22 protein-coding genes are annotated in these 19,090 nt (G+C 49.8%); 16 read left to right on the top strand and 6 right to left on the bottom strand.

Annotated elements, in window-relative coordinates:
• Positions 1-349: 349 nt before the first annotated feature.
• Entirely contained in the window at positions 350-1,885 is a 1,536-nt protein-coding gene (locus HY768_10315) for a sigma 54-interacting transcriptional regulator (GenBank protein ID MBI4727590.1), read from the bottom strand.
• A gap of 190 nt (positions 1,886-2,075) precedes the next feature.
• Between HY768_10315 and HY768_10320 the strand changes: the two genes are divergently transcribed.
• Both HY768_10320 and tkt read left to right on the top strand, forming a co-directional pair.
• The gene (locus HY768_10320; GenBank protein MBI4727591.1) at positions 2,076-4,523 is read left to right on the top strand and encodes a T9SS type A sorting domain-containing protein; all 2,448 of its coding nucleotides are present in this window, start codon (positions 2,076-2,078) and stop codon (positions 4,521-4,523) included.
• A gap of 251 nt (positions 4,524-4,774) precedes the next feature.
• Complete coding sequence (gene tkt / locus HY768_10325; protein ID MBI4727592.1) at positions 4,775-6,772, top strand: transketolase; 1,998 nt, start codon at positions 4,775-4,777, stop codon at positions 6,770-6,772.
• A 100-nt stretch (positions 6,773-6,872) separates the two neighbouring features.
• On the opposite strand, the gene HY768_10330 is transcribed toward tkt, so the two are convergent.
• The gene (locus HY768_10330) at positions 6,873-7,250 is read right to left on the bottom strand and encodes a helix-turn-helix transcriptional regulator (GenBank protein MBI4727593.1); all 378 of its coding nucleotides are present in this window, start codon (positions 7,248-7,250) and stop codon (positions 6,873-6,875) included.
• A 393-nt stretch (positions 7,251-7,643) separates the two neighbouring features.
• On the opposite strand from HY768_10330, the gene HY768_10335 reads away from it, so the two are divergent.
• The 5 genes from HY768_10335 (at position 7,644) to HY768_10355 (ending at position 10,636) form a co-directional block, all read left to right on the top strand.
• Positions 7,644-8,078, top strand: a complete 435-nt coding sequence (locus HY768_10335) for a nucleoside recognition protein (protein MBI4727594.1) — start codon at positions 7,644-7,646, stop codon at positions 8,076-8,078.
• 16 nt (positions 8,079-8,094) lie between these two features.
• Complete coding sequence (locus tag HY768_10340) at positions 8,095-8,538, top strand: nucleoside recognition protein (protein MBI4727595.1); 444 nt, start codon at positions 8,095-8,097, stop codon at positions 8,536-8,538.
• Positions 8,539-8,607: 69 nt separating this feature from the next.
• Positions 8,608-9,021 (top strand): metallopeptidase family protein, encoded by a 414-nt coding sequence (locus HY768_10345; protein MBI4727596.1) that lies wholly within the window; start codon positions 8,608-8,610, stop codon positions 9,019-9,021.
• A 136-nt stretch (positions 9,022-9,157) separates the two neighbouring features.
• The gene (locus HY768_10350; GenBank protein ID MBI4727597.1) at positions 9,158-9,667 is read left to right on the top strand and encodes a peptidylprolyl isomerase; all 510 of its coding nucleotides are present in this window, start codon (positions 9,158-9,160) and stop codon (positions 9,665-9,667) included.
• Between the two features lie 24 nt (positions 9,668-9,691).
• Positions 9,692-10,636: a hypothetical protein gene (locus HY768_10355; GenBank protein MBI4727598.1), complete on the top strand. Its 945-nt coding sequence runs from the start codon at positions 9,692-9,694 to the stop codon at positions 10,634-10,636.
• Between the two features lie 80 nt (positions 10,637-10,716).
• On the opposite strand, the gene HY768_10360 is transcribed toward HY768_10355, so the two are convergent.
• The 3 genes from HY768_10360 to bamE are packed head-to-tail and all read right to left on the bottom strand — an operon-like array spanning position 10,717 to position 12,856.
• The gene (locus HY768_10360) at positions 10,717-11,451 is read right to left on the bottom strand and encodes a hypothetical protein (GenBank protein MBI4727599.1); all 735 of its coding nucleotides are present in this window, start codon (positions 11,449-11,451) and stop codon (positions 10,717-10,719) included.
• Positions 11,452-11,475: 24 nt separating this feature from the next.
• Positions 11,476-12,432 carry a tetratricopeptide repeat protein gene (locus HY768_10365; GenBank protein ID MBI4727600.1) on the bottom strand — a complete coding sequence of 319 codons (957 nt, stop codon included), beginning with the start codon at positions 12,430-12,432 and terminating at the stop codon, positions 11,476-11,478.
• A 22-nt stretch (positions 12,433-12,454) separates the two neighbouring features.
• On the bottom strand, positions 12,455-12,856 hold the full coding sequence (bamE, locus tag HY768_10370) for an outer membrane protein assembly factor BamE (protein MBI4727601.1): 402 nt from the start codon (positions 12,854-12,856) through the stop codon (positions 12,455-12,457).
• A 143-nt stretch (positions 12,857-12,999) separates the two neighbouring features.
• Between bamE and HY768_10375 the strand changes: the two genes are divergently transcribed.
• On the top strand, positions 13,000-13,329 hold the full coding sequence (locus tag HY768_10375; protein MBI4727602.1) for a helix-turn-helix transcriptional regulator: 330 nt from the start codon (positions 13,000-13,002) through the stop codon (positions 13,327-13,329).
• Positions 13,330-13,376: 47 nt separating this feature from the next.
• On the opposite strand, the gene HY768_10380 is transcribed toward HY768_10375, so the two are convergent.
• The gene (locus HY768_10380) at positions 13,377-13,751 is read right to left on the bottom strand and encodes an ArsC family transcriptional regulator (GenBank protein MBI4727603.1); all 375 of its coding nucleotides are present in this window, start codon (positions 13,749-13,751) and stop codon (positions 13,377-13,379) included.
• A 108-nt stretch (positions 13,752-13,859) separates the two neighbouring features.
• Here HY768_10380 and HY768_10385 point away from each other — a divergent pair, with 108 nt between their 5' ends.
• The 8 genes from HY768_10385 (at position 13,860) to HY768_10420 (ending at position 18,951) form a co-directional block, all read left to right on the top strand.
• On the top strand, positions 13,860-14,102 hold the full coding sequence (locus tag HY768_10385) for a hypothetical protein (protein ID MBI4727604.1): 243 nt from the start codon (positions 13,860-13,862) through the stop codon (positions 14,100-14,102).
• Between the two features lie 62 nt (positions 14,103-14,164).
• Positions 14,165-15,076 (top strand): branched-chain amino acid ABC transporter permease, encoded by a 912-nt coding sequence (locus HY768_10390; GenBank protein MBI4727605.1) that lies wholly within the window; start codon positions 14,165-14,167, stop codon positions 15,074-15,076.
• A 4-nt stretch (positions 15,077-15,080) separates the two neighbouring features.
• Positions 15,081-15,314: a hypothetical protein gene (locus HY768_10395; GenBank protein ID MBI4727606.1), complete on the top strand. Its 234-nt coding sequence runs from the start codon at positions 15,081-15,083 to the stop codon at positions 15,312-15,314.
• Positions 15,311-16,411 (top strand): tetratricopeptide repeat protein, encoded by a 1,101-nt coding sequence (locus tag HY768_10400; GenBank protein MBI4727607.1) that lies wholly within the window; start codon positions 15,311-15,313, stop codon positions 16,409-16,411. Before HY768_10395 ends, HY768_10400 begins: the two co-directional genes overlap by 4 nt.
• Complete coding sequence (locus tag HY768_10405) at positions 16,404-16,589, top strand: hypothetical protein (GenBank protein ID MBI4727608.1); 186 nt, start codon at positions 16,404-16,406, stop codon at positions 16,587-16,589. Before HY768_10400 ends, HY768_10405 begins: the two co-directional genes overlap by 8 nt.
• On the top strand, positions 16,586-17,059 hold the full coding sequence (locus HY768_10410; protein ID MBI4727609.1) for a hypothetical protein: 474 nt from the start codon (positions 16,586-16,588) through the stop codon (positions 17,057-17,059). Before HY768_10405 ends, HY768_10410 begins: the two co-directional genes overlap by 4 nt.
• 34 nt (positions 17,060-17,093) lie before the next feature.
• Complete coding sequence (locus tag HY768_10415) at positions 17,094-18,182, top strand: endonuclease/exonuclease/phosphatase family protein (GenBank protein MBI4727610.1); 1,089 nt, start codon at positions 17,094-17,096, stop codon at positions 18,180-18,182.
• A gap of 205 nt (positions 18,183-18,387) precedes the next feature.
• Positions 18,388-18,951, top strand: coding sequence for a hypothetical protein (locus tag HY768_10420; GenBank protein MBI4727611.1), 564 nt, complete (start codon positions 18,388-18,390; stop codon positions 18,949-18,951).
• Positions 18,952-19,090: the final 139 nt, after the last annotated feature.

Below are 19,090 nucleotides of genomic sequence, written 5' to 3' on the forward strand. Positions count from 1 at the left end.
ATATTTCCCGCTGTTGGGGGCTTCGTAACCGCAGCATAATTCCTCCGTTGTTGTCCCTAATTATACCATTTTCTAACGGCCAACGGAAGTGAAATCCGCATGTTTACTGCATATTTGTCACTTCTTTTTCAGTGAAAACTATATAGTTAATTTATTAATAGATTACGACATTAATCGTTTTTTTCTATAATTAATAAAGTGTAATTTTTACATTTATTTTCACCAAATATACTATCTGTCAAACAGTTATAATGTGATGTAAAAATTACACAGGCGAATGATTATTTGCACAATAAAAGGCCTTATGCTAAAATAAGGCGACTTTTATTTATTTTTAAAATAATGAAAACTATCTGCTTGTTTCACTGACTCCCGGCTCCCGGTGTCGGGGCCGTTCGATATTCAGCTCCCGTAACAGGCGGGAAAGGTAGGACGGCTGAATGTCCAAAACTTTAGCGGTTTTTTTTTGATTCCAGGCATTTGTTTCCAAAGCTTTTATCATATACTCCCTTTTGAATGCTTCTTGGGCGCCAACCCAGGTCATGGTGGGCGGAATGTCGTCCCTGGTGGAAGTATCGTCCACCAGCCGGGGCAGGTTTTGCAGGGTTATGGTTTGACCGGAACAAAGCACTACCGCTCTTTCCACCGCATTCTGCAATTCGCGGATATTTCCCGGCCAGGAATAATTCTGCAGGGCTTGGGCAGCTTCCTCGGTAAAGCCCCGCACCTGTTTTTTGGTTTCCCGGCCGAAATGTTCCAGAAAATGCCGGGCCAAGACCGGCATGTCCTCCGCCCTTTGGCGCAGGGGCGGCAGGAATATTTGAAAAACGTTTAAGCGGTAATAAAGGTCCTCCCGGAACAATCCTGATTTCACCAGTTGCAGCAGGTCCTTATTGGTGGCGGCTATGATCCTGATGTCCACTTTGATCGTTTCGCTGCTGCCCAGCCGCTCGAATTCCCTTTCCTGCAACACTCTTAGAATTTTAGCCTGGATGGTCTGGGGCAGGTCCCCCACTTCATCCAGGAAGATGGTGCCCCCGGCCGCCATCTCAAACCTTCCTTTGCGGCGGCAGCCGGCCCCAGTAAAGGCCCCTTTTTCGTGCCCGAAAAGCTCCGATTCTAAAAGCTCCACCGGGATGGCGGCGCTGTTGATAGCCACGAAAGCCTTTTCGGCCCGGGGGCTTTGGTAATGGATGAACCGGGCCAGCAGTTCCTTGCCGGTTCCATTTTCGCCCTGGAGCAGCACCGTAGTATTTCCTGACGCCACCTTGCGGGCCAGGCCCAGCATCTCTTCCACCGCCTGGCTTTTCCCGGTAATCGTATACCGGCTGGCAACCTCGTCGCGCAGCTGGAGGTTCTCGTCTTTCAAACGGCTGTATTTGTCAACGTTTTCCAGCACCTGGGCCGCCAGTCCGGCAAATTTCAAAAGCAGCTCCTGATCCTGCTGGTCAAACTGCCGGCCGTCCTTTTTGTTCAAAACCTCTATCACCCCGATGGTCTGCCCCCGGGATAGCAGGGGCACACATAACAGAGATTTGGTGGTGAACTTGGTTTTTTCGTCTATGCCCTTATACCAGCGTTCATCCTGTTCGGTCTGGTTCACTATCTGGGGCTTTTGCTCCCGGGCCACCCACCCGGCAATCCCCTGTCCCATGGGAACGGAAAGTTTTTTCAACTCTTCCGAAACCTCGCCGGTGGCATGGGCAAAATGAAGGTTTTGAGTGGCCTGATCCAGCAGTAACAGCGAACTGGCCTCCGCCACAGTTAGCGTTTTAGCCGATTCGATTATGATGTCCAGCAATTGGCTTTGATCCAGGGTGGATGAAAGCGATTTGCTGAAAGACAACAAAAATTCCAGCTCTTGACGGGATTTCTGGTCGTTCATAGGTTTTATATCCTTTTTGTAAATGTTTCTTCTCCGATGATAACAGTGATATATAAGGATGTCAAGGGGGGTGGCTGGAATAAAATTTACCGTTAGTTTTGGGTTTGTTTTGATTCCATAAACTTTTGCTTGACTTTATTGCAATAATAGTTATAATGGAGTATTCACAATTTTTCAAAAGGAATTAAAAATGAAAAAATTATTATTGGCGTTTTTGGTCTTTTCCCTGAGCGCCATGGTGGCGATGGCGCAGCAGCATGGGTTGGGGCTTAAGCAACATGATCCATTAAAGGACAAACCCCGCCATCTGGTAAAGATCAATGTTTCCCCAAAACTGCCGGCCGCCGTGGACCACACGGATGGAATGCCTCCGGTAGGAGATCAAGGAAGCCAGGGATCCTGCACTGCCTGGGCTACGTCCTATTACAGTAAAACTTATCAGGAATACGCCGAACACGGCTGGGACGTATCTGATCCTCGCCATCAGTTCAGCCCCGCTTTTGTTTACAACCAGATTAACGGGGGAGTAGACGGCGGATCATATATTGATGATGCCTTTCAGCTTTTGTGCGACCTGGGCAGCGGCAGTTATTATCAGTTCCCATACAACCAAAGCGATTTTGCCACCTGGCCCAGCGAGGCCGCCTACGACACCGGCATAAGCTACCGTTGTCAAAATTGGTACAGCATTTATTCCGCTGATGATGCGGGAATAACGGCCATTAAACAGGTTATCTCTGATGGCGGCAATGTGGTGATCGGGCTGGAAGTTTTCCCCAATTTTGACAATATTAATGCATACGATACCGTTTATTGCGCCGCCGATCTTTCAGGCCTGTCCCGCGGCGGCCATGCCCAATGCTTTCTGGGTTACGATGATAATAAAGCAACCCATGACGGGCTGGGCGCCTTTAGAGCGGTTAACTCCTGGGGCACAGGTTGGGGAAACAAGGGTTATTATTGGATGTCTTATCAAGCGGTCAAAAACAGCCAGATAACGCCTTGGCCATATGTTTATTATGCCACCGACCGGATTGGCTATGTCCCGGCGTTAAAAATGAGAACCCGCCTGTTGCACCAAAAACGGGGACAGATCAGAATTCGGGTGGGCGTCGGAGACACCCTGGCTCCGCTTTGGGAAAGAGCCTTTTATTACAATCCCGCTTGGGATCACTATTATAGCGGGGGCGACCATCCTTATCCCGAAAACAATATAGTATTTGATTTGACCGAGGGAGCTTCTTTTCTTTCTACCGGCACCGGTAATACAATTTTTTTAAGATGCATCGACATTACAACCGACGGCGCCGCCGGACAGGTTCTTGATCTTTCTGCCGATCAGGTTTTATGGGGCGTTTCCGCATCTTCCCATCAGACGCCCAAAAACATTACGGATGATAACAGCCCTGTTTACACCAGCCTCTCCCTGCATTACCAGGATTTCACCAATACAGTTTGGCCCGCCCAGCAAACCATTGCTCAGGGAAGCGCCGCCGGGTTAATCATCCGGGTAAGCCCGCTTAACGGCTATTCCTCATGGGTAAAGCTTTCGGCTTCGGTTTTTCCCTTGCCCGCCCAAGGGAGTTTGAGCATTTCTTTGGCCGCCGATTCGCTTTTACCCTTGGACTCCTGCGCCGCCAGCCTTGCCTCCTCGGCCGATGTTTCCCCCGGCCTTTATAACATTGCCGTGATGGCGGTAGATTCGGCCGACACCATAACCCACATTTCGACCGCCGCTGTTTGGGTGTTGGGCTCGGGCCAGGCTTTGTGCGTCGGTTCGGGCGGCGCCATTATTAACCTGATGAAAAAACATTGGGCTTCGGTGGACAGCCTGGAGCAAATGCCCCCAATCATTGGCAGCCAATACCAAGCCTTGGTATTGGAAAGCGGAATCACTCCGGCGGATTCAATAAATATACGGCAATACGTGGAGAACGGCGGGAACCTCTTATTGATTGGATCCACGCCCCACCAACTTTGCGGAGGCTCCGACCTGACCTCCATCAGCCCCTGGCTGGGCGCCAAGTCTCATGCCTGGTATACCGGCACAGGAATGAAGCTTATTTCAGATCGTACTGCCCCGTTTGACGTCTCCACCATAAACGTGGGCGACACGCTGGGAACTGCCCTGTATAATTGGAGCCGGCTTTCCAGCCTGGTTCCCGGGGCCGCGGTTTTGGGGCATTACGGAACTTTCCCCTCTATTTATGCCGCTTTATACAATGAATACGGCAGTGGCCGCTGTTTCTGGTTTACTGTCGGAGCCGGAACCGGAGTTAAAAGCGATTCCTTGATAGACGGGTTTCTGGGGCACCCTGCGTTGGGCATAGAATCTCAATATGCTACCGCAGAACCTAGCCTGAGCACGATTACTTTGAACTATGCTCCTAATCCGTTTAAATTATCAACGACCATCAATTACCAAATCCCCAAATCGGCGATGGTAAGCTTGAAGGTTTACAACCTGGCCGGTCAATTGGTCAAAGTTCTGGACCATGGCTTAAAAAGTCCCGGCGCTTACCGGGTCAACTGGAATGGCGGCACCGATGGAGGCTCAAAGCTTTCCGGCGGCATATATTTTGTGAGAATCCAAGCCGAGACTTCAAGCCTGGTTAAAAAGATATTGCTGCTTCGCTGACCCAGCGATCCGAAAATCCATAATAAAAATGATATGATTACGATAAGCCATCCTGCCAACTAACAACTTGGACTTTGACAATTATATCTTGGCCTGCGGTCATTTCGATACCGGCCGGCCGTTAAAGCGCCTTCTGCCTGTTCAACTTTAATAGCATAAAGCCGCATTAAAAACGGCCAGCCGACTCAATGTCCGCAGGCTATATTTTCCAAAGCGAAAAATTGCCACAGTCCCATAACAATAACGAACAGATGAGAAAATTAAACAATCGGCAATACCAAAAAGCCGCCGATACCCTGCGGATGCTGGCGGTGGACGCGGTGGAACAGGCGGGCTCCGGCCATCCCGGCCTGCCGATGGGCGCGGCCGATTTCGCCTTTACCCTGTGGCACGACTTCTTGCATTTCAACCCCAAAGACCCCAAGTGGCCGGGGCGCGACCGTTTTATACTTTCGGCCGGGCACGGCTCGGCCCTGCTGTATGGGTTGCTGCATCTGTTCGGTTACGAGGTTTCTCTGGAGGAGATCAAGAACTTCCGCCAGTGGAAAAGCAAAACCCCGGGCCACCCCGAAACCGGCCACACCCCGGGAGTGGAAGCGACCACCGGGCCGTTGGGACAGGGATTTGCCAACGGGGTGGGCATGGCCCTGGCCCAGAAGATGGTCTCCGCTCGCCTGGGGCTTGACCGGCAGAAAATTCTGGAACACTATATTTATGCCCTGGTCTCGGACGGCGATCTGATGGAGGGCATCTCTTCCGAGGCGGCCTCGCTGGCCGGGCACTTAAAACTGGGAAACATTATCTACCTATATGACGACAACCGCATCACCATTGACGGACAGACCGGACTAAGCTTTTCTGAGGATGTGGGAGCCCGGTTCAAGGCCCTGGGCTGGCATGTCCAGAGAATAGACGGACACGACCACCTGGCCGTTCACCAGGCGGTCAAAAAAGCCATGAAGATTCTGGACAGGCCTTCGCTGATCCTGGCCCGGACCCGCCTCGCCCAGGGCAGCCCCAACAAATGCGATTTTTCTGCGGCCCATGGGGCGCCGTTGGGAAGGGAAGAGGTTACCGCCACCCGGAAAAATCTGGGATGGCCCCAGCAGACATTTTACATCCCCGACGAGGTAAAATTGGTCTGCCAGAAAAAGGTCGCCAGGGACAAGCGGGAATACAACAAATGGCAGAAGAACTTTGCCGCCTGGCGTCTGCGGAACCCGGAGAAGGCGGGGCTGTGGGACAAATTGGACAAAAAAGAAATTCCAGCCGGGCTTTATGGCATCCTGGCTTCATCGATCAAGCCCGAACCGTCCGCCACCCGCAGCCTTTCCGGACAGTTGATCCAGAAGATCGCGGAGATCTGTCCTTCCCTGGCGGGCGGCTCGGCCGACCTGGCCGGCTCCACCAATGCCGAGATCAAGGGATCGGCCTATGTCTCGGCGGAAAATTTCGACGGACGCAACATCCATTTCGGGATCCGGGAACACGCCATGGGAGCCATAATGAACGGACTGTCCCTTTACGGTTTTTTCCTCCCCTTCGGCTCCACCTTCCTGGTGTTCTCGGATTACTGCCGTCCGGCCGTGCGCCTTTCGGCGCTGATGAAACAGCAGGCGGTCTACATCTTTACCCACGACTCTTTTTACCTGGGCGAAGACGGCCCCACCCACCAGCCCATCGAGCATGTTTCGTCCTTACGGCTTATTCCCGGCCTCCAGGTCATCCGGCCGGCCGACGCCTTGGAGACCGCCGCTGCTTGGACCATGGCTCTGGGGAAAAAGGACGGGCCAACCGCGCTGATCCTGACCCGGCAGAAACTTTCAGTGATAGAGCGTTCGGAGAAATTCGATTGCGAAGATGTTTTACGTGGCGGCTATATGGTATCCAGCCAGGGGCAAGGACGTAAAATCACGCTTATGGCCAGCGGCTCGGAGACAGGCCTGGCGGTGGAAGCCGCCAAACTGCTGGCTTCGCAGGGACTGGAGATCTCGGTCGTCTCGGTGCCTTGTCTGGAATTGTTTTTGGAGCAAAGCGAAGAATACCGCAAAACAGTCATTCCCGGGGACTCCGTAAAAGTGGCGCTGGAAGCCGGACGCGGAGCCTTGTGGCGGCAGTTGATCGGCGGGGACGGGTTGTTTATTGGAATTGAGCATTTCGGGGCCAGCGCCCCGGACAAGGTCCTGGCCAAGGAGTTCGGGTTTACGGCGGAACAGGTGGCGGAGAAAATAAAAAAGTTTTTAGGATGACGCATCCGCAGATGGCCGCAGATTATCGCAGATTGAAAATTCCCATACGACCGCAAAGATAACCAAATACTTCTATCTCTGTTAAGAAAAAGCCGCTCTTTTAAGAGCGGCTTTTTCTTTTGCGTTTCATCAGACCCTTGATTATATATTCAAATAATTTGAGTTGCCCTGGGTCGGCTTTTCGCAATTGTCCGTATATTCTTTTTTGCATAGGTTTCATTTTTGGGAAAAGGTTTATATGATTTTCCACGAGATTTTTGCGGGTTTCAATATTGATGAACAAAACGGCAAAATTAATTTTCAATGCCGCAGCTATTTTTTCAAGGCTCTTGAGGGTCGGATTCACGCGACCCTGTTCAATAAAGCCAATGTACCGGTAATCCACCCCGGCGCGTTCCGCCAGTTTTTCTTGGGACAGGTTTTGGCTTTTGCGAATAGCCCTGGTATTATCGCCCACCAACTTCAATATTTCGCTCATGATAACCGCCTCCTTTATAATTAGTATACCCTAATTATAGATAGCCTTATCACGCCTGTAAATTTAGTATAATAAGTATTGACAAATACTAATTATATTTAGTATAATATTATGAGCAAAAACATAAAAAAGGAAGGAGGTGAATCAAATGAAAACTGCTTTAGTTTTTATAGTTTCCTCATTTTAATGCATTCAGCAACGTTTGTCAATAGCGGCCGGAAAAATAATTTTTCCTTCCGGGCTGATATCATTTGAAAACCCGCCCCAAAAATGCTATTATTATCCATTAACCCGGCCCGGCCAAACGCCCCGACAGATATTTGTGGATAGCTGAATAAAAACCCTTCGGGCCGGAGTTTATCTTGATGAATAGAAGGGTGTCTTCGTGGCAAAATGAATAAAATCGATTTTAAAAACACATTACTCTCCGGTCTAAAAAAGGGCCTGGACTCCTTCTGGCAGCTGATGAAGATGGTGGCCCCGGTTTACACCGCCATCTGCATCCTGCGGGCTACTCCGGCCATGGACTGGTTCGCCTCCTTCTGCGCCCCGGCCATGAAGTGCTTCGGCCTGCCGGGGGAGAGCGCCTTGGCGCTGATAGTGGGCAACCTGGTCAACCTCTACGCCTCCATCGGGGTGATCGCCGGGCTTAAGCTCCAGCCCCAGCAGCTGACCCTGCTCTCGCTGATGCTGTTGATCTCCCACAGCCAGATATTGGAAAGCGCGGTGTTCGCCCAGATCAAGACCCGCTATCTGCTGCTCTCGCTGTTCCGCTTTTTATTGTCGCTGTTCCTGGGCTGGTCCCTTCATTTTTTCATCCTGGGGTAAGACCATGATGTTATTTATGAAAAACTATTTATGGGGCCTGGGCGACCTGTCGCTCAAGATCTTCCTGATCGTGATGATCCTGTTCCTGCTGTTGGAGTTCATCAAGGCCTTAGGCGTGCTGGAGGACAGCCTGGTCCGGCTAAACCGCTTCACCCGGCACTTGGGGCTTAAGAAGCATTCGGGGATGCCGCTTTTGGCCGGGTTAATCTTCGGCATCGTTTTCGGGGCCAGTTTGATCATCTCCTCATCCCGCGAGCAGCAATTAGACAAACGGCAGGTGTTTCTGATCAGCCTGTTCCTGGCCACCTGCCACGGGATCGTGGAGGACACCGGGCTGTTCGTGGTGATCGGGGCCAACTTCTGGTGGATCGTCATTCCCCGGCTGGTGCTGGCGGTATTGCTGACCTGGCTGATAGCGATCTTTTACCCCGAAACAAGTGCCAAGCAACCAGGTGCTTAAGCAGAAACATTTAGACCCTGAAAAACACTGCAAGAAAACTGTCAGCGTAATTCAGCGTCAAGTAAAAATATGACCCGCAAAAAGTTTGAGGACATAGCCGGGCAGGCCATCGCAGAACTGCCAGAAGAATTCCGCCGCAAATTGGAAAATATCGCGGTGACCATCGAGGATTACCCTTCCGATAATACACTTTTGAGCCTGGATCCCAAGCCGCGAAAACACCAGCTGCTGGGGATATACATCGGTATCCCGTACAACCGGCGGCCGCCCTACCCCATTTCCGGGGCCCTGCCGGAAAGGGTAGAACTATATCAGAAGAACATCGAGACCCTTTGTTCTAATGAATCTGAAATAAGGTTTCAGATCAAGGAGACCATCATCCACGAAATAGGGCACTACTTCGGACTGTCTGAAGAAACTTTGGAACGCCTGCAGAAGCGGCAAAATCAACCGCAAAGACCTAAGGAACCGAAGATTAACTAATTGGGAAGATATCCTCTTTTTGTTACCCTTGGTAACCTTTGATACCCTTGGCGCGTCTTCGCGTTTAAAAAATCACAAATAAATTCAAGATACTTGAAAGGACACTCTGCAGAAGGACTCACCCAAACCCGGCGAGATGATCGCCCTAATCAAGACCAACCAGGGAACAATGAAAGCCCGGCTGTTCGGCGACCTGATCCCCGAAGGGGTCAAGAACTTTACCGAGCTGGCCAAGGCCGGCAGGTACAAGGATGTGCCCTTCCACCGGGTGATCAAGAACTTCATGATCCAGGGCGGAGACTTCACCGCCAAGAACGGCACCGGCGGCCACTCCTACAAGGGCCCTGGCACCAACATCGGCGACGAGTACCATCCGGAGTTGTCCCACATCCGGGGGGCTCTCTCTTACGCCAAGACCGCCCAGCCCAATTCCATCGGCTCCCAGTTCTTCATCGTCCATCCCCAGAAGGGCGCCCACTTTTTGGACCATCCCCAGGGCGGCGGTCCGGCCGAGGGTTACAGCGTGTTCGGCCAGCTGTTCGAGGGGTTCGAGGCGCTGGATAATATCGCCAACACCGCCACCGGAGCCAACGACAAGCCCCAGGAGCCAATGACCATAGAGGACATTGATATCACCAATTTTTAAGGAAAGGATAGACAAATGAGAATCATGATAAGAATCGTTATGGCCGCCGTTCTGCTGGCCCTTCCTCTGTCGTTTTTGACGGCCCAAGTTCCCGTCAAGACAGACCTGATCAAGATACTGGAGGCCGTGCCGGTTCCGCCGGCCAGTTCCAAGGATGCTTTTGCCAAAGTGGCCGTCACCGATGCCGAGGACAATGTCACTTACAGCGCCGCCAAAGTATTCACAGCTACCGACCAGCAGTTAAAGAATTTTGAGGACATCTATACCGAACAAGCCAAGGCAGCCATGGGTTCCACTCCCAACGGCATTCCAGTCGGAATGCCTGGCGCAGGCATGACCGAAGCCGATGCCAAGCAGATCCAGTCCATGACCAAGGAACAGAAGATAGCCATGGCTATGGCTATGGTCGGCACCATGACCCAGCCGGTCCAGATGGAACCGCCGGCAATAAAGGCTGCGCAAGAAGCCTGGATATCGTTATACTCCCAGACCCAGGAGGAATTTCAGCGCGGTGTAGCCCTGCAACAGGAAGAGGGCGCACTGGAGAACGAGTATCAACAAGACCATAACGAGTTGGATTCCCTCCAGGCCATAGAGATCAGTAAACTGCCGCAGTTATCCACCGGGGAGATGAGCTATGCGGACCCCGTTCTATTGAAAGCTGTGAAATTGAAATATGCCGACAAGCACATCGCCGTGGCCGACAAGAGGCTGGCCCAGATCGGAACCGGATGGCAGGCCGAGGTGACAAGGATCAAGACCCGCAATGCCGATTTCCTGAAAAAACTGGCGGCTTGCGATTACGCCGCCGGGGCCAAGAACCCATCCACCAAAAAGATCCTGTCCGACGGACAGATGACGGTGTTCAAAGTCATAGCGACCCAGGTGGAAATGTCCCGCCACGCCTGGGAGGAATCGGCCGGATGGCAGGGACTGAAGAATATCGAGAAAGAAACAGCGGTTGACTAGAAGTCCTGGGCATTGTAAAAAGCCCCGCTTGAAAAAGCGGGGCTTTTCTTTGTTAACAAAATTAGTTTATTGTTTTACATTTAAAAGTTTGAACCTGAATATGAAAGCACTACTAACCACGGTATTTTATTTATAGTGCCCATGTTTGTTACATAAGTATACGTGCTAAAAACCTGAACGGCTGCTTGCACAACATATGGAGCCGAACTATTCCCAAAATCTAAAAAATAAATATTTTCCCCTACTGCATACAGTGCTGTAGTTTTACTGAGTGATTGCAACCTTTGGCCTACAAACTCAAAACACCTTCCTTGTAAGTTGTAAATATTTCCGTACAATAAGGTCCTCATATCTTCAATGCCTTTTGAACCTTGTTTTTCAAGTTCAATCCTACTTTTTTCTGAAATATTATAATGCAAATATTTTCCAAGAATTTCAGGCGTATAGCCATTCTGACTTAATTTTTTCGCTTTTTGGGGATTCAATTCCACTTTGCGCCACTCAATAGCTTCCGCAACCATAAATATTTTATGCCCCTCAATTTTTCGTGATAACACTTCAGCGGCCTTATATAAAGCTTCCGCAGTATTTACTCTTATATCTGCACTTTCAAATGGTTTGCCGTAGTTTTTTGATTCATTCTCCCCACTTGTTTCCCCCTTTGCCTCTATAATTAATTGCCTTGTGGGGTTCCCCTGTTTTATGGCTATAATATCATCGCCAGGTTTTCTACCCTTTGTTATTTGCTGTATTTCATAGCCATGTTCCTTTAGCATTGAACAAACAGCATCAATTACGCTATCTTCTGTTAACATTGTCAAAACCCTTTCTAATATATATTACCAACTCATTCCAATTTTTACAAGAGCTTGCTGCGCTTCAGCATTGCCACCTCTGGCCGCTTGTTGTAGGTCCCCCACTGCTTGCACTAAATTGTTCATTCGTATATAGACCCGAGCCCGTCCACAGTAGGCAATTGTAAAATTTGGCCATAATTTAATAGCTGTTGTAAAATCATTTATAGCTTCCTGATCTTTGTGTAATAATGCATGTGCATAACCTCTCATGCCATAAGCCATAGCATATCTGGGATTAATTGCAATGGCTTTAGAATAATACTCCACCGCTTTTTGTTGATCGCCTTTATAATTTCCAAATATCCCGCCAATTAGAACTAATGTTTCCTCGTCTTGGGGCACGTATTCCAACCCTTTGTTATAATCACTTAATGCCTTATCATATTGACCTGTATTTTGATACCCCTTTCCCCGAAGTTTATAAATGCTCCATTCCCCCGTGCCCAGTTCCCCCACAAACTGCGGGTCTATTTCTATCGCTTTATTGCATATATTAATAATGGACATATAGTCGCTCTGCACCAAACTTATGTTTGCTTTTAAGTGATATGCCTCCACACACTTTGTATCCATGGAAAGGGCTTTGCTTACATCTTCTATAGCTTTCTCCATGTAAGAACGATCTGTTGAAAACCAACCCCACCCCCGATATACGTAATAAATACATTTCTTGTCATTGATTTTTATGGCATTACTAAAATCATCTATACTTTTGGAATATTGTGCCTGATACAAAAAAGCCTTTCCTCTTTTAAAATATGCTGCGTCATTTTTAGGATTAATTTCAATAGCCTTGTCGTAATTATTTATTGCATATTCATAGTTCTTCATTTCAAGTTGTTCATCGCCTTTTAGTAAATACTCTTTCGATTTATCGATAGCACAACCTTGCAGCATAATAAATATGCCTATAAAATATAAACACCTTACTTTTTTCATTTTCATTGACCCCCATATTTAGCTATTTATCATATGCTTTATCAACCGGCGATCTGCCTTCAATCACTGGTTCCCAGCGTGATAACTTATCGTCCGTGAAAGTCACTAGCAACTTATGCAAAGTTGGACCATAGCGAAATGTTTTACCCGTTTTTTTTGGTTCGTTTATATTTTCATCGCCCATAAACGTCTTTTCGGAAGCCACTTGTGCTATTCTAACTTCATAGAGCCAACAGATCTTATTTTCAAAACCAGCATAAACGATTATTGGCGTGCCTATGTTTTTCAAAACCTCATCTTTTGTCATGCCTATTCGTAATTTTAATGTCTCGTCCGTATTGATAAAAGGTGTATTATAGTTTGAACCAATTGTGGCGCACCCTGAAAGAGTCAGTGCCAACAAAATACTTAACAGGTATTTCATGGTTGTTTCTCCTTTTATTGTAATAATTGCTTATGGGTTATTGTAATACTAATTCTTCTTTTTGTCAAGTAAATTATTCCACTATTTGTATATGCCTTTATAATCCTCCTAATGTTATCATTAATCAGTTAATTAGGGGGGGTATGGCGACACTTTATCAGCAAATAGGCCAACGAATTCAAACATTACGAAAACAAGCGGGGATGACACAAGAGGAATTATCGGAAAGGGCCGATTTAAGCAATACCTATATTGCCATGATTGAGGCAGGCAAGCGGTCGCCATCTATAAAAGCATTAGATAAAATCGCTATGGCCTTGCAAGTGGGTATAACGGATTTATTTGGTTTTTCCTCAAACAGCCCTAAAATTAAAACTGCCCGGACAAACAACCTTTCACTTACCAAAACAGAAGCCCTTGCAATAAGAACAGCCGTTCGCATACTCCATAAAAAGACTTGGAGCTTAAACTAAAAGCCCCGCTTGTAAAAGCGGGGCTTTTCTTTATTATTATGTTTTCCTTATCCCTGCGCCAACCACTGTTTCCATGTCTCCGGAACATAGTCCACCGTGGCTTTCTTGTCCGCCGTAGCCTTAGCGGAGGAGGAAGGCGATTGTCGGACTATAGGGGTTTTTATGAGAAGAGGGTTTTCCTTGAGCTTGATCTCAATGTCGAATTTTTGATACTTAAGATTTTGCCTTTGATATCCCCGCCCTTCCGTGTCTATCATGTTCTCCAGGCCCACCGCCTTCCTGATGCTTTGGAACTCGCCCTCGCTCAAACCCTTTTCGCTGAGATCAATGAATTGTATGGGCACACGCCGCTCCTTGAAAAACCGCAGGGCGGCCCTGGTGTTCTGGCATTTATTGGCACCGAAGATCTGGATGATGGGCATGAGCTTTCAGTTTACCCTATCCCCTTTTTCCCCTTCCCCACGAGGCTGGTCTTTACCCACACTTGACTCCGTGAGGTGTTCAAGGTCCGCGACCGGGGGAAAGTAAGCATGGGGATAGGATTTGCGTATTTGAGGAAGGGGCCGCTGTGTGAAAAGAGCATACATATCCACGGCGGTATCCAGGCGTTGCAGACCGCGCCCGATACACACGGTGCCAGGCATGCCATCGCTCTTACGCCCCAAATGTCCGCCGATGCTGCCGAGCATCCTGATCGCTTGTGTCTTAGTGCCTTGGTGGCAAAAATAACTATCGCCAAATTTTTCGGCTTTTTTATTTTTTGTCTTGCATAAAGTTACCCGTTGTAGTAATATAAATTGCTTGTATGGTTGACGGCCTGTTATCAAAAAACGCTATGCTTTTTCAACAGTTCCTCAACGGCCTTACTTTGGGCTCCATTTATGCGTTGATCGCCCTGGGTTATACCATGGTTTACGGCATACTGGAGTTCATCAACTTCGCCCACGGCGAGATCTACATGATCGGCGCTTATCTGGCGATAATTGCCCTGGGCCTGCTCAACCAGTGGGGCTTGAACACCATGACCATAGCCCCGCTGATAGTGATCGTCTTCGCCATGATCTACGCCGCAGCCTTCGGCGCCACCATAGAGAAAATAGCCTATAAACCCTTAAGAAACGCCCCCAGGCTGTCGCCCCTGATCAGCGCCCTGGGGGTTTCCATTTTTCTGCAGAACTTCGTGATGCTGACCCAGGGCGCCCGGGACAAAGTCTTTAACCGCGACCTGCTGTTCTCCCAAAGGTTCACTCAGGGCGGCATCAGCATATTTTCCTGCCGGCTCTCCTACATCCAGATACTGATCATCGTAACGGCGGTAGTATTGATGCTGGGGCTGACCCGGTTCATCAACCGCACCCGGCTGGGCAAGGCCATGCGGGCCGTGTCCCAGGACCAGAAGATGGCCAAGCTCTGCGGGATTGACGTGGATTTCATCATCCGGCTGACCTTCATCATCGGCTCGGCCCTGGCGGCGGCGGCCGGGGTGCTGGTGGCGCTGTATTACGGGCTGGTCAACTTTTACATCGGATACGTGGCCGGCTTAAAGGCCTTCATCGCCGCAGTGGTGGGCGGGATCGGCTCGGTGCCCGGGGCCATGCTGGGCGGGCTGCTGCTGGGGATGGCCGAGAGCTTCGGGGCCGGCTACCTTTCGGCCCAGTACAAGGACGTCTACGCTTTTGTAATTTTGATCGTCGTGCTGCTGGTAAGGCCCCAGGGGATACTGGGAAGGAAGAATGACCGGAGTTAAGATAATGTTTAAAAAGCTACAGACGTTAAAAATGTTGAAAAAAATTAATAACCGTTTTTCTAAATTTTTAATACTGACAACGGCTTTGGCGGTTATTGTCTCCTGTTCCAAAACCACCGAACCCAAGGTAAGCTATTTCGTGGTAAAAGTGGACAGCATTGCCGTGCCGGACAGCATATCGCACAGCGATGCCCTAAAGATCAAGCTTTACAGCGCCTATCGGCAAATATTGCTATGATGATATCGATAGAACCTACGGCCAGACGGCGCGGTTACCGTGTCCGGAGGCTGTGGCAAACCACCACATCAAACCAGGACCGGCCCCTGGGATATTACCCCGACCAACTCTTGGGGCTAAAAGCCGAGTTGTTGAAGGTTTTCGGCAAATGGAGCCTGGCGACGCGGATATTCCAGGATAATATTGACTTTGGACGGCAGACAAACAACAGCGCCATGGTCGCCGAGAACGAGGTCCGCCTGGGCGATTTGGGCTGGCATTCCAGCAACTACCAGCAGGCGGTATCGTGCCTCGACGATGCCATTGACATCTTTCGAAAGATGAAAAACAATCTGGGCCTGGGCCACGCCTTGGGAAATCTGGGCAGCATTCACATGTTCCGGGGCGATTACGTCAAAGCCCTGGAATGCTATAGGCAGGCGCTGCGACTGGCAAGGGAAACCGGCGACCGGCAAAGCGTCGGGATGTTGCTGGGGAACATCGGCATCGTTTATTACAATACCGGCGATTATGACCGGGCCATGGACTACAGCCGGCAACGGCTGGAGATGGCCGAGGCCGGAGGCGACCTGATGGGGGTCAGCAAGGCGATTGGCAATATGGGAAACATCCATACCGACCGGGGCGAATACCCGCAGGCCATGGAGTGTTATCGGCGGTACTTGGTCATAGCCCAAAAACTGGGGGACAAGCTGGGCCTCAATATATTTTACGGCAATATGGGGAATGTCCACTGCCTGATGGGGGAATATGACCAGGCCAGGTACTGTTATCAAACAAAGGAAAAAATCGCGGCCGAGCTCGGGGACAGGCGCGGCCTGGGGGTTGTGGCTGGCGGCCAGCCTGGAGCGGGCCATCGCCGCCGGCCGGGAGTTGAACATACCGTATTACGTCTGCGAATACCTGTATTGCCAGGCCGAGTTGCTATTGGCGACGAACCGTCAGCCAGAAGCGGAGGAGGCCAACAGGCAGGCTTTGGCAATGGCCCGGGAAATAAAAAGACCGGAGATCATATTCAAAAGCTCCTTGCTAACTGCCAAAATTCTGTTTTTAAAAGACGTCCAGACGGCTGTGGTCGATTTCCAGACGATGCTTGACGAATACAAGGACGACAAACAGCAGGCCTCAATTTACTTCCAACTGTTCAAACTCACCGGCAGACAGGAGCACCGGGCCAAGGCCCTGGCGCTTTTACGCGACCTGCAGCAGCGCCAGCCCGGCGCCGAGATTAAAAAAATGCTGGCCGAGCTGGAGGAATACCGGGGTACACAATGAGCCGGTCTTATATATGGGGGCTGGATGAATCCCCAGTGATCATAAGTGACCATACCATAATGGTAATGATGAAAAGGAATTTTATATTCTTATTACTGGCCGTTGTTTTGACGGCCCTGAGTGGCTGCTCAAAAACCACCGGGCCGGAGGTCAGCTACTTTGTTGTTAAGGTGGACAGCATAACCGTGCCGGACAGCATATCGCGCAGCGATACATTGAAGATCAGGCTTTACGGCACCATCGGCAACAACGGCAATTACAGCTTCGACCGTTACGAGGCGACGCGGGATTCGTATAAGCTTAACCTGACCGTGTGGGGCAAGCATGTGGACAACGATGTGGCCACCATGGTAATGGTACTGCTGGACGGCGCGGAATATCCGGTATACCCCGTTTACCCCAACAAGTTTAAAATATTCATCCGCCAGCCGGACAGCAGCATACTGAGCGATTCGGTCATGGTGCAGTAATCGTTTTCCCCGCGAAACACATGGGAATCAAAATATGAAAACTGCTCTTAAAGTTTTTCTCCCAATAATCGCTTTTTTTACAATTCTATTCCTTTGCTTCTCCGCCTTGGTCTGGCTTATCACCTACCATCCGATACGGCTGGAGCCTGTTCCCGTTTACAGCCGCAGTCAGGCGCCTATATTACAGCCCGGGCAGTCCCTAAAAATAATGACCTGGAACCTCCAGTACCTGGCCGGCAAGAACTACGTGTTCTTTTACGACCTGCTGGACGGCTCCGGCCCGGACGAGCGGCCTTCGTCCAAAGACATCGCCGTTACCCTGAACGAAGTGGCGCGGGTCATAATTGACGAAAACCCGGACATCATATTATTACAGGAAGTGGACTGCGGGGCCAGGCGCAGTGATTATCGCGATCAATTGAAAGACCTGCTGGCCAAACTACCCGGGGAATATCGCTGTTATATCTCGGCCTGGTACTGGAAAGCCGCCTTCGTGCCGCATCCCCGGATCATGGGCGCAGTGGGCATGAAACTGGCGGTGATTTCAAAATATAAGATATCGCGGGCCGTGCGCCACCAATTGCCGGTGATGCCGAATGACATCTTCACCAGACAGTTCAACTTCAAGCGGGCGGCGCTGGAAGCCCGGCTGCCGGCCTCTGACGGATCCGAGTTCGTTGCAATGAGCACCCACCTGGACGCCTTTGCCCAGGGCAATAACACCATGGAGCGGCAGGTGGCGCAGGTGAAAAATCTTTTGGACAGCCTTTCGGCTCAAAAGCAGGGCTGGGCCATAGGCGGTGATTTCAACCTGCTGCCGCCCGGCGACGCTTATCTCCGGCTGGGCCCCAGACAGCAGAAGTATTACCAGCCGCAAACCGAGCTGGCTTCTTTCTTCGACGATTACCAGGCTGTGCCATCGGCCCAGGAAGCCAACGGCGACAGCGCCGGATACTGGTTCACTCATTTCCCCAATGATCCCGGGGCCAAGGGACCCGACCGCACCATAGATTTTCTGTTCTTTTCCCGCCGCCTGCTGCTGGGCCGTCACTACGTGCGGCAGTACGATACGGGAAAGATCTCCGATCATTATCCGGTGGTAGCCGAGGTGACCCTGGAGTGACCTCACGGCAGAAACTATTTTTGATTAACAAGCTACCATTCATATAACAATTCCCAAGAAAGGTCCCATAAGCCTTGAAAACTCAGGAATCACTTTAATGATGAATATCGTCCGGTGCGCATTCTTTACCGTGAGATGATCGGGAAACCCAGCTTACCATGCCATTACGTCAAAATAATTATTTCATTTTTTATGATCGGTAATCATGAAAAAAACAATATTTCTTTTAGCGTTATTGCTAATAACCCTTTACTGGTCGAGTTTTGCGGTCGGGGCAGAGCATTCTCTGGTTACCGACTTCACCCGCTATAAAAATGAATCTGCCGGGTTGAACGGGCTTGGATTTACCTACAAACTTATTGTACGGGATTCCGCAAACCACAAGCTGGGCATGCAGTTTTTTTACAGCCGCCTGCCCTACCAATATAGCGGGACCCCGGCTGTATCGCGCGACAGGTACTCACTATATAGCGTTTCGCTGTTAAGGCCGTTCACACCATATAGTGAAATTTTAGATTTGGAAATAACCCCGGCGCTTGGCCTAACAGTACACACAACATGGCATGACATCTTAATAGAAGACCCCTTGGTACAACTTAACGGTTGGCACACCGGCGATGGCTCTGGAGTTTCTTATACCTATGTTTCTCCTTCGTTAGGTATGGATATAAAACGATTTTTTTATAAAAACAAGCTGGGGGCGGGATTTGGTGTGCATCTCAGATATTTTGTGCCTGTTTTTGATGAATCTGGGACTATCGATAAATAGGCTTTTCTCCAATGAGTGTGGGTAAAATCGAACTTGGTGGCGAGCTGAAGTAGTTGGCAGTAAACGAGTTCTTTGATAGCAACCCCGGTAAAAATATGGTAAACTTCCGGTATGAAGAAGATCAAACGATTGGAAGACG

This window comes from candidate division TA06 bacterium (assembly GCA_016208585.1).
Lineage (GTDB): Bacteria > Edwardsbacteria > AC1 > AC1 > EtOH8 > UBA5202.

Bases quoted from the DNA above. Each gene is read 5' to 3' on its own strand.
- HY768_10315 (MBI4727590.1), bottom strand. From the start codon at position 1,885: ATGAACGACCAGAAATCCCGTCAAGAGCTGGAATTTTTGTTGTCTTTC.
- HY768_10320 (MBI4727591.1), top strand. From the start codon at position 2,076: ATGAAAAAATTATTATTGGCGTTTTTGGTCTTTTCCCTGAGCGCCATG.
- tkt (MBI4727592.1), top strand. From the start codon at position 4,775: ATGAGAAAATTAAACAATCGGCAATACCAAAAAGCCGCCGATACCCTG.
- HY768_10330 (MBI4727593.1), bottom strand. From the start codon at position 7,250: ATGAGCGAAATATTGAAGTTGGTGGGCGATAATACCAGGGCTATTCGC.
- HY768_10335 (MBI4727594.1), top strand. From the start codon at position 7,644: ATGAATAAAATCGATTTTAAAAACACATTACTCTCCGGTCTAAAAAAG.
- HY768_10340 (MBI4727595.1), top strand. From the start codon at position 8,095: ATGAAAAACTATTTATGGGGCCTGGGCGACCTGTCGCTCAAGATCTTC.
- HY768_10345 (MBI4727596.1), top strand. From the start codon at position 8,608: ATGACCCGCAAAAAGTTTGAGGACATAGCCGGGCAGGCCATCGCAGAA.
- HY768_10350 (MBI4727597.1), top strand. From the start codon at position 9,158: ATGATCGCCCTAATCAAGACCAACCAGGGAACAATGAAAGCCCGGCTG.
- HY768_10355 (MBI4727598.1), top strand. From the start codon at position 9,692: ATGATAAGAATCGTTATGGCCGCCGTTCTGCTGGCCCTTCCTCTGTCG.
- HY768_10360 (MBI4727599.1), bottom strand. From the start codon at position 11,451: ATGTTAACAGAAGATAGCGTAATTGATGCTGTTTGTTCAATGCTAAAG.
- HY768_10365 (MBI4727600.1), bottom strand. From the start codon at position 12,432: ATGAAAAAAGTAAGGTGTTTATATTTTATAGGCATATTTATTATGCTG.
- bamE (MBI4727601.1), bottom strand. From the start codon at position 12,856: ATGAAATACCTGTTAAGTATTTTGTTGGCACTGACTCTTTCAGGGTGC.
- HY768_10375 (MBI4727602.1), top strand. From the start codon at position 13,000: ATGGCGACACTTTATCAGCAAATAGGCCAACGAATTCAAACATTACGA.
- HY768_10380 (MBI4727603.1), bottom strand. From the start codon at position 13,751: ATGCCCATCATCCAGATCTTCGGTGCCAATAAATGCCAGAACACCAGG.
- HY768_10385 (MBI4727604.1), top strand. From the start codon at position 13,860: ATGGGGATAGGATTTGCGTATTTGAGGAAGGGGCCGCTGTGTGAAAAG.
- HY768_10390 (MBI4727605.1), top strand. From the start codon at position 14,165: ATGCTTTTTCAACAGTTCCTCAACGGCCTTACTTTGGGCTCCATTTAT.
- HY768_10395 (MBI4727606.1), top strand. From the start codon at position 15,081: ATGTTTAAAAAGCTACAGACGTTAAAAATGTTGAAAAAAATTAATAAC.
- HY768_10400 (MBI4727607.1), top strand. From the start codon at position 15,311: ATGATGATATCGATAGAACCTACGGCCAGACGGCGCGGTTACCGTGTC.
- HY768_10405 (MBI4727608.1), top strand. From the start codon at position 16,404: ATGCTTGACGAATACAAGGACGACAAACAGCAGGCCTCAATTTACTTC.
- HY768_10410 (MBI4727609.1), top strand. From the start codon at position 16,586: ATGAGCCGGTCTTATATATGGGGGCTGGATGAATCCCCAGTGATCATA.
- HY768_10415 (MBI4727610.1), top strand. From the start codon at position 17,094: ATGAAAACTGCTCTTAAAGTTTTTCTCCCAATAATCGCTTTTTTTACA.
- HY768_10420 (MBI4727611.1), top strand. From the start codon at position 18,388: ATGAAAAAAACAATATTTCTTTTAGCGTTATTGCTAATAACCCTTTAC.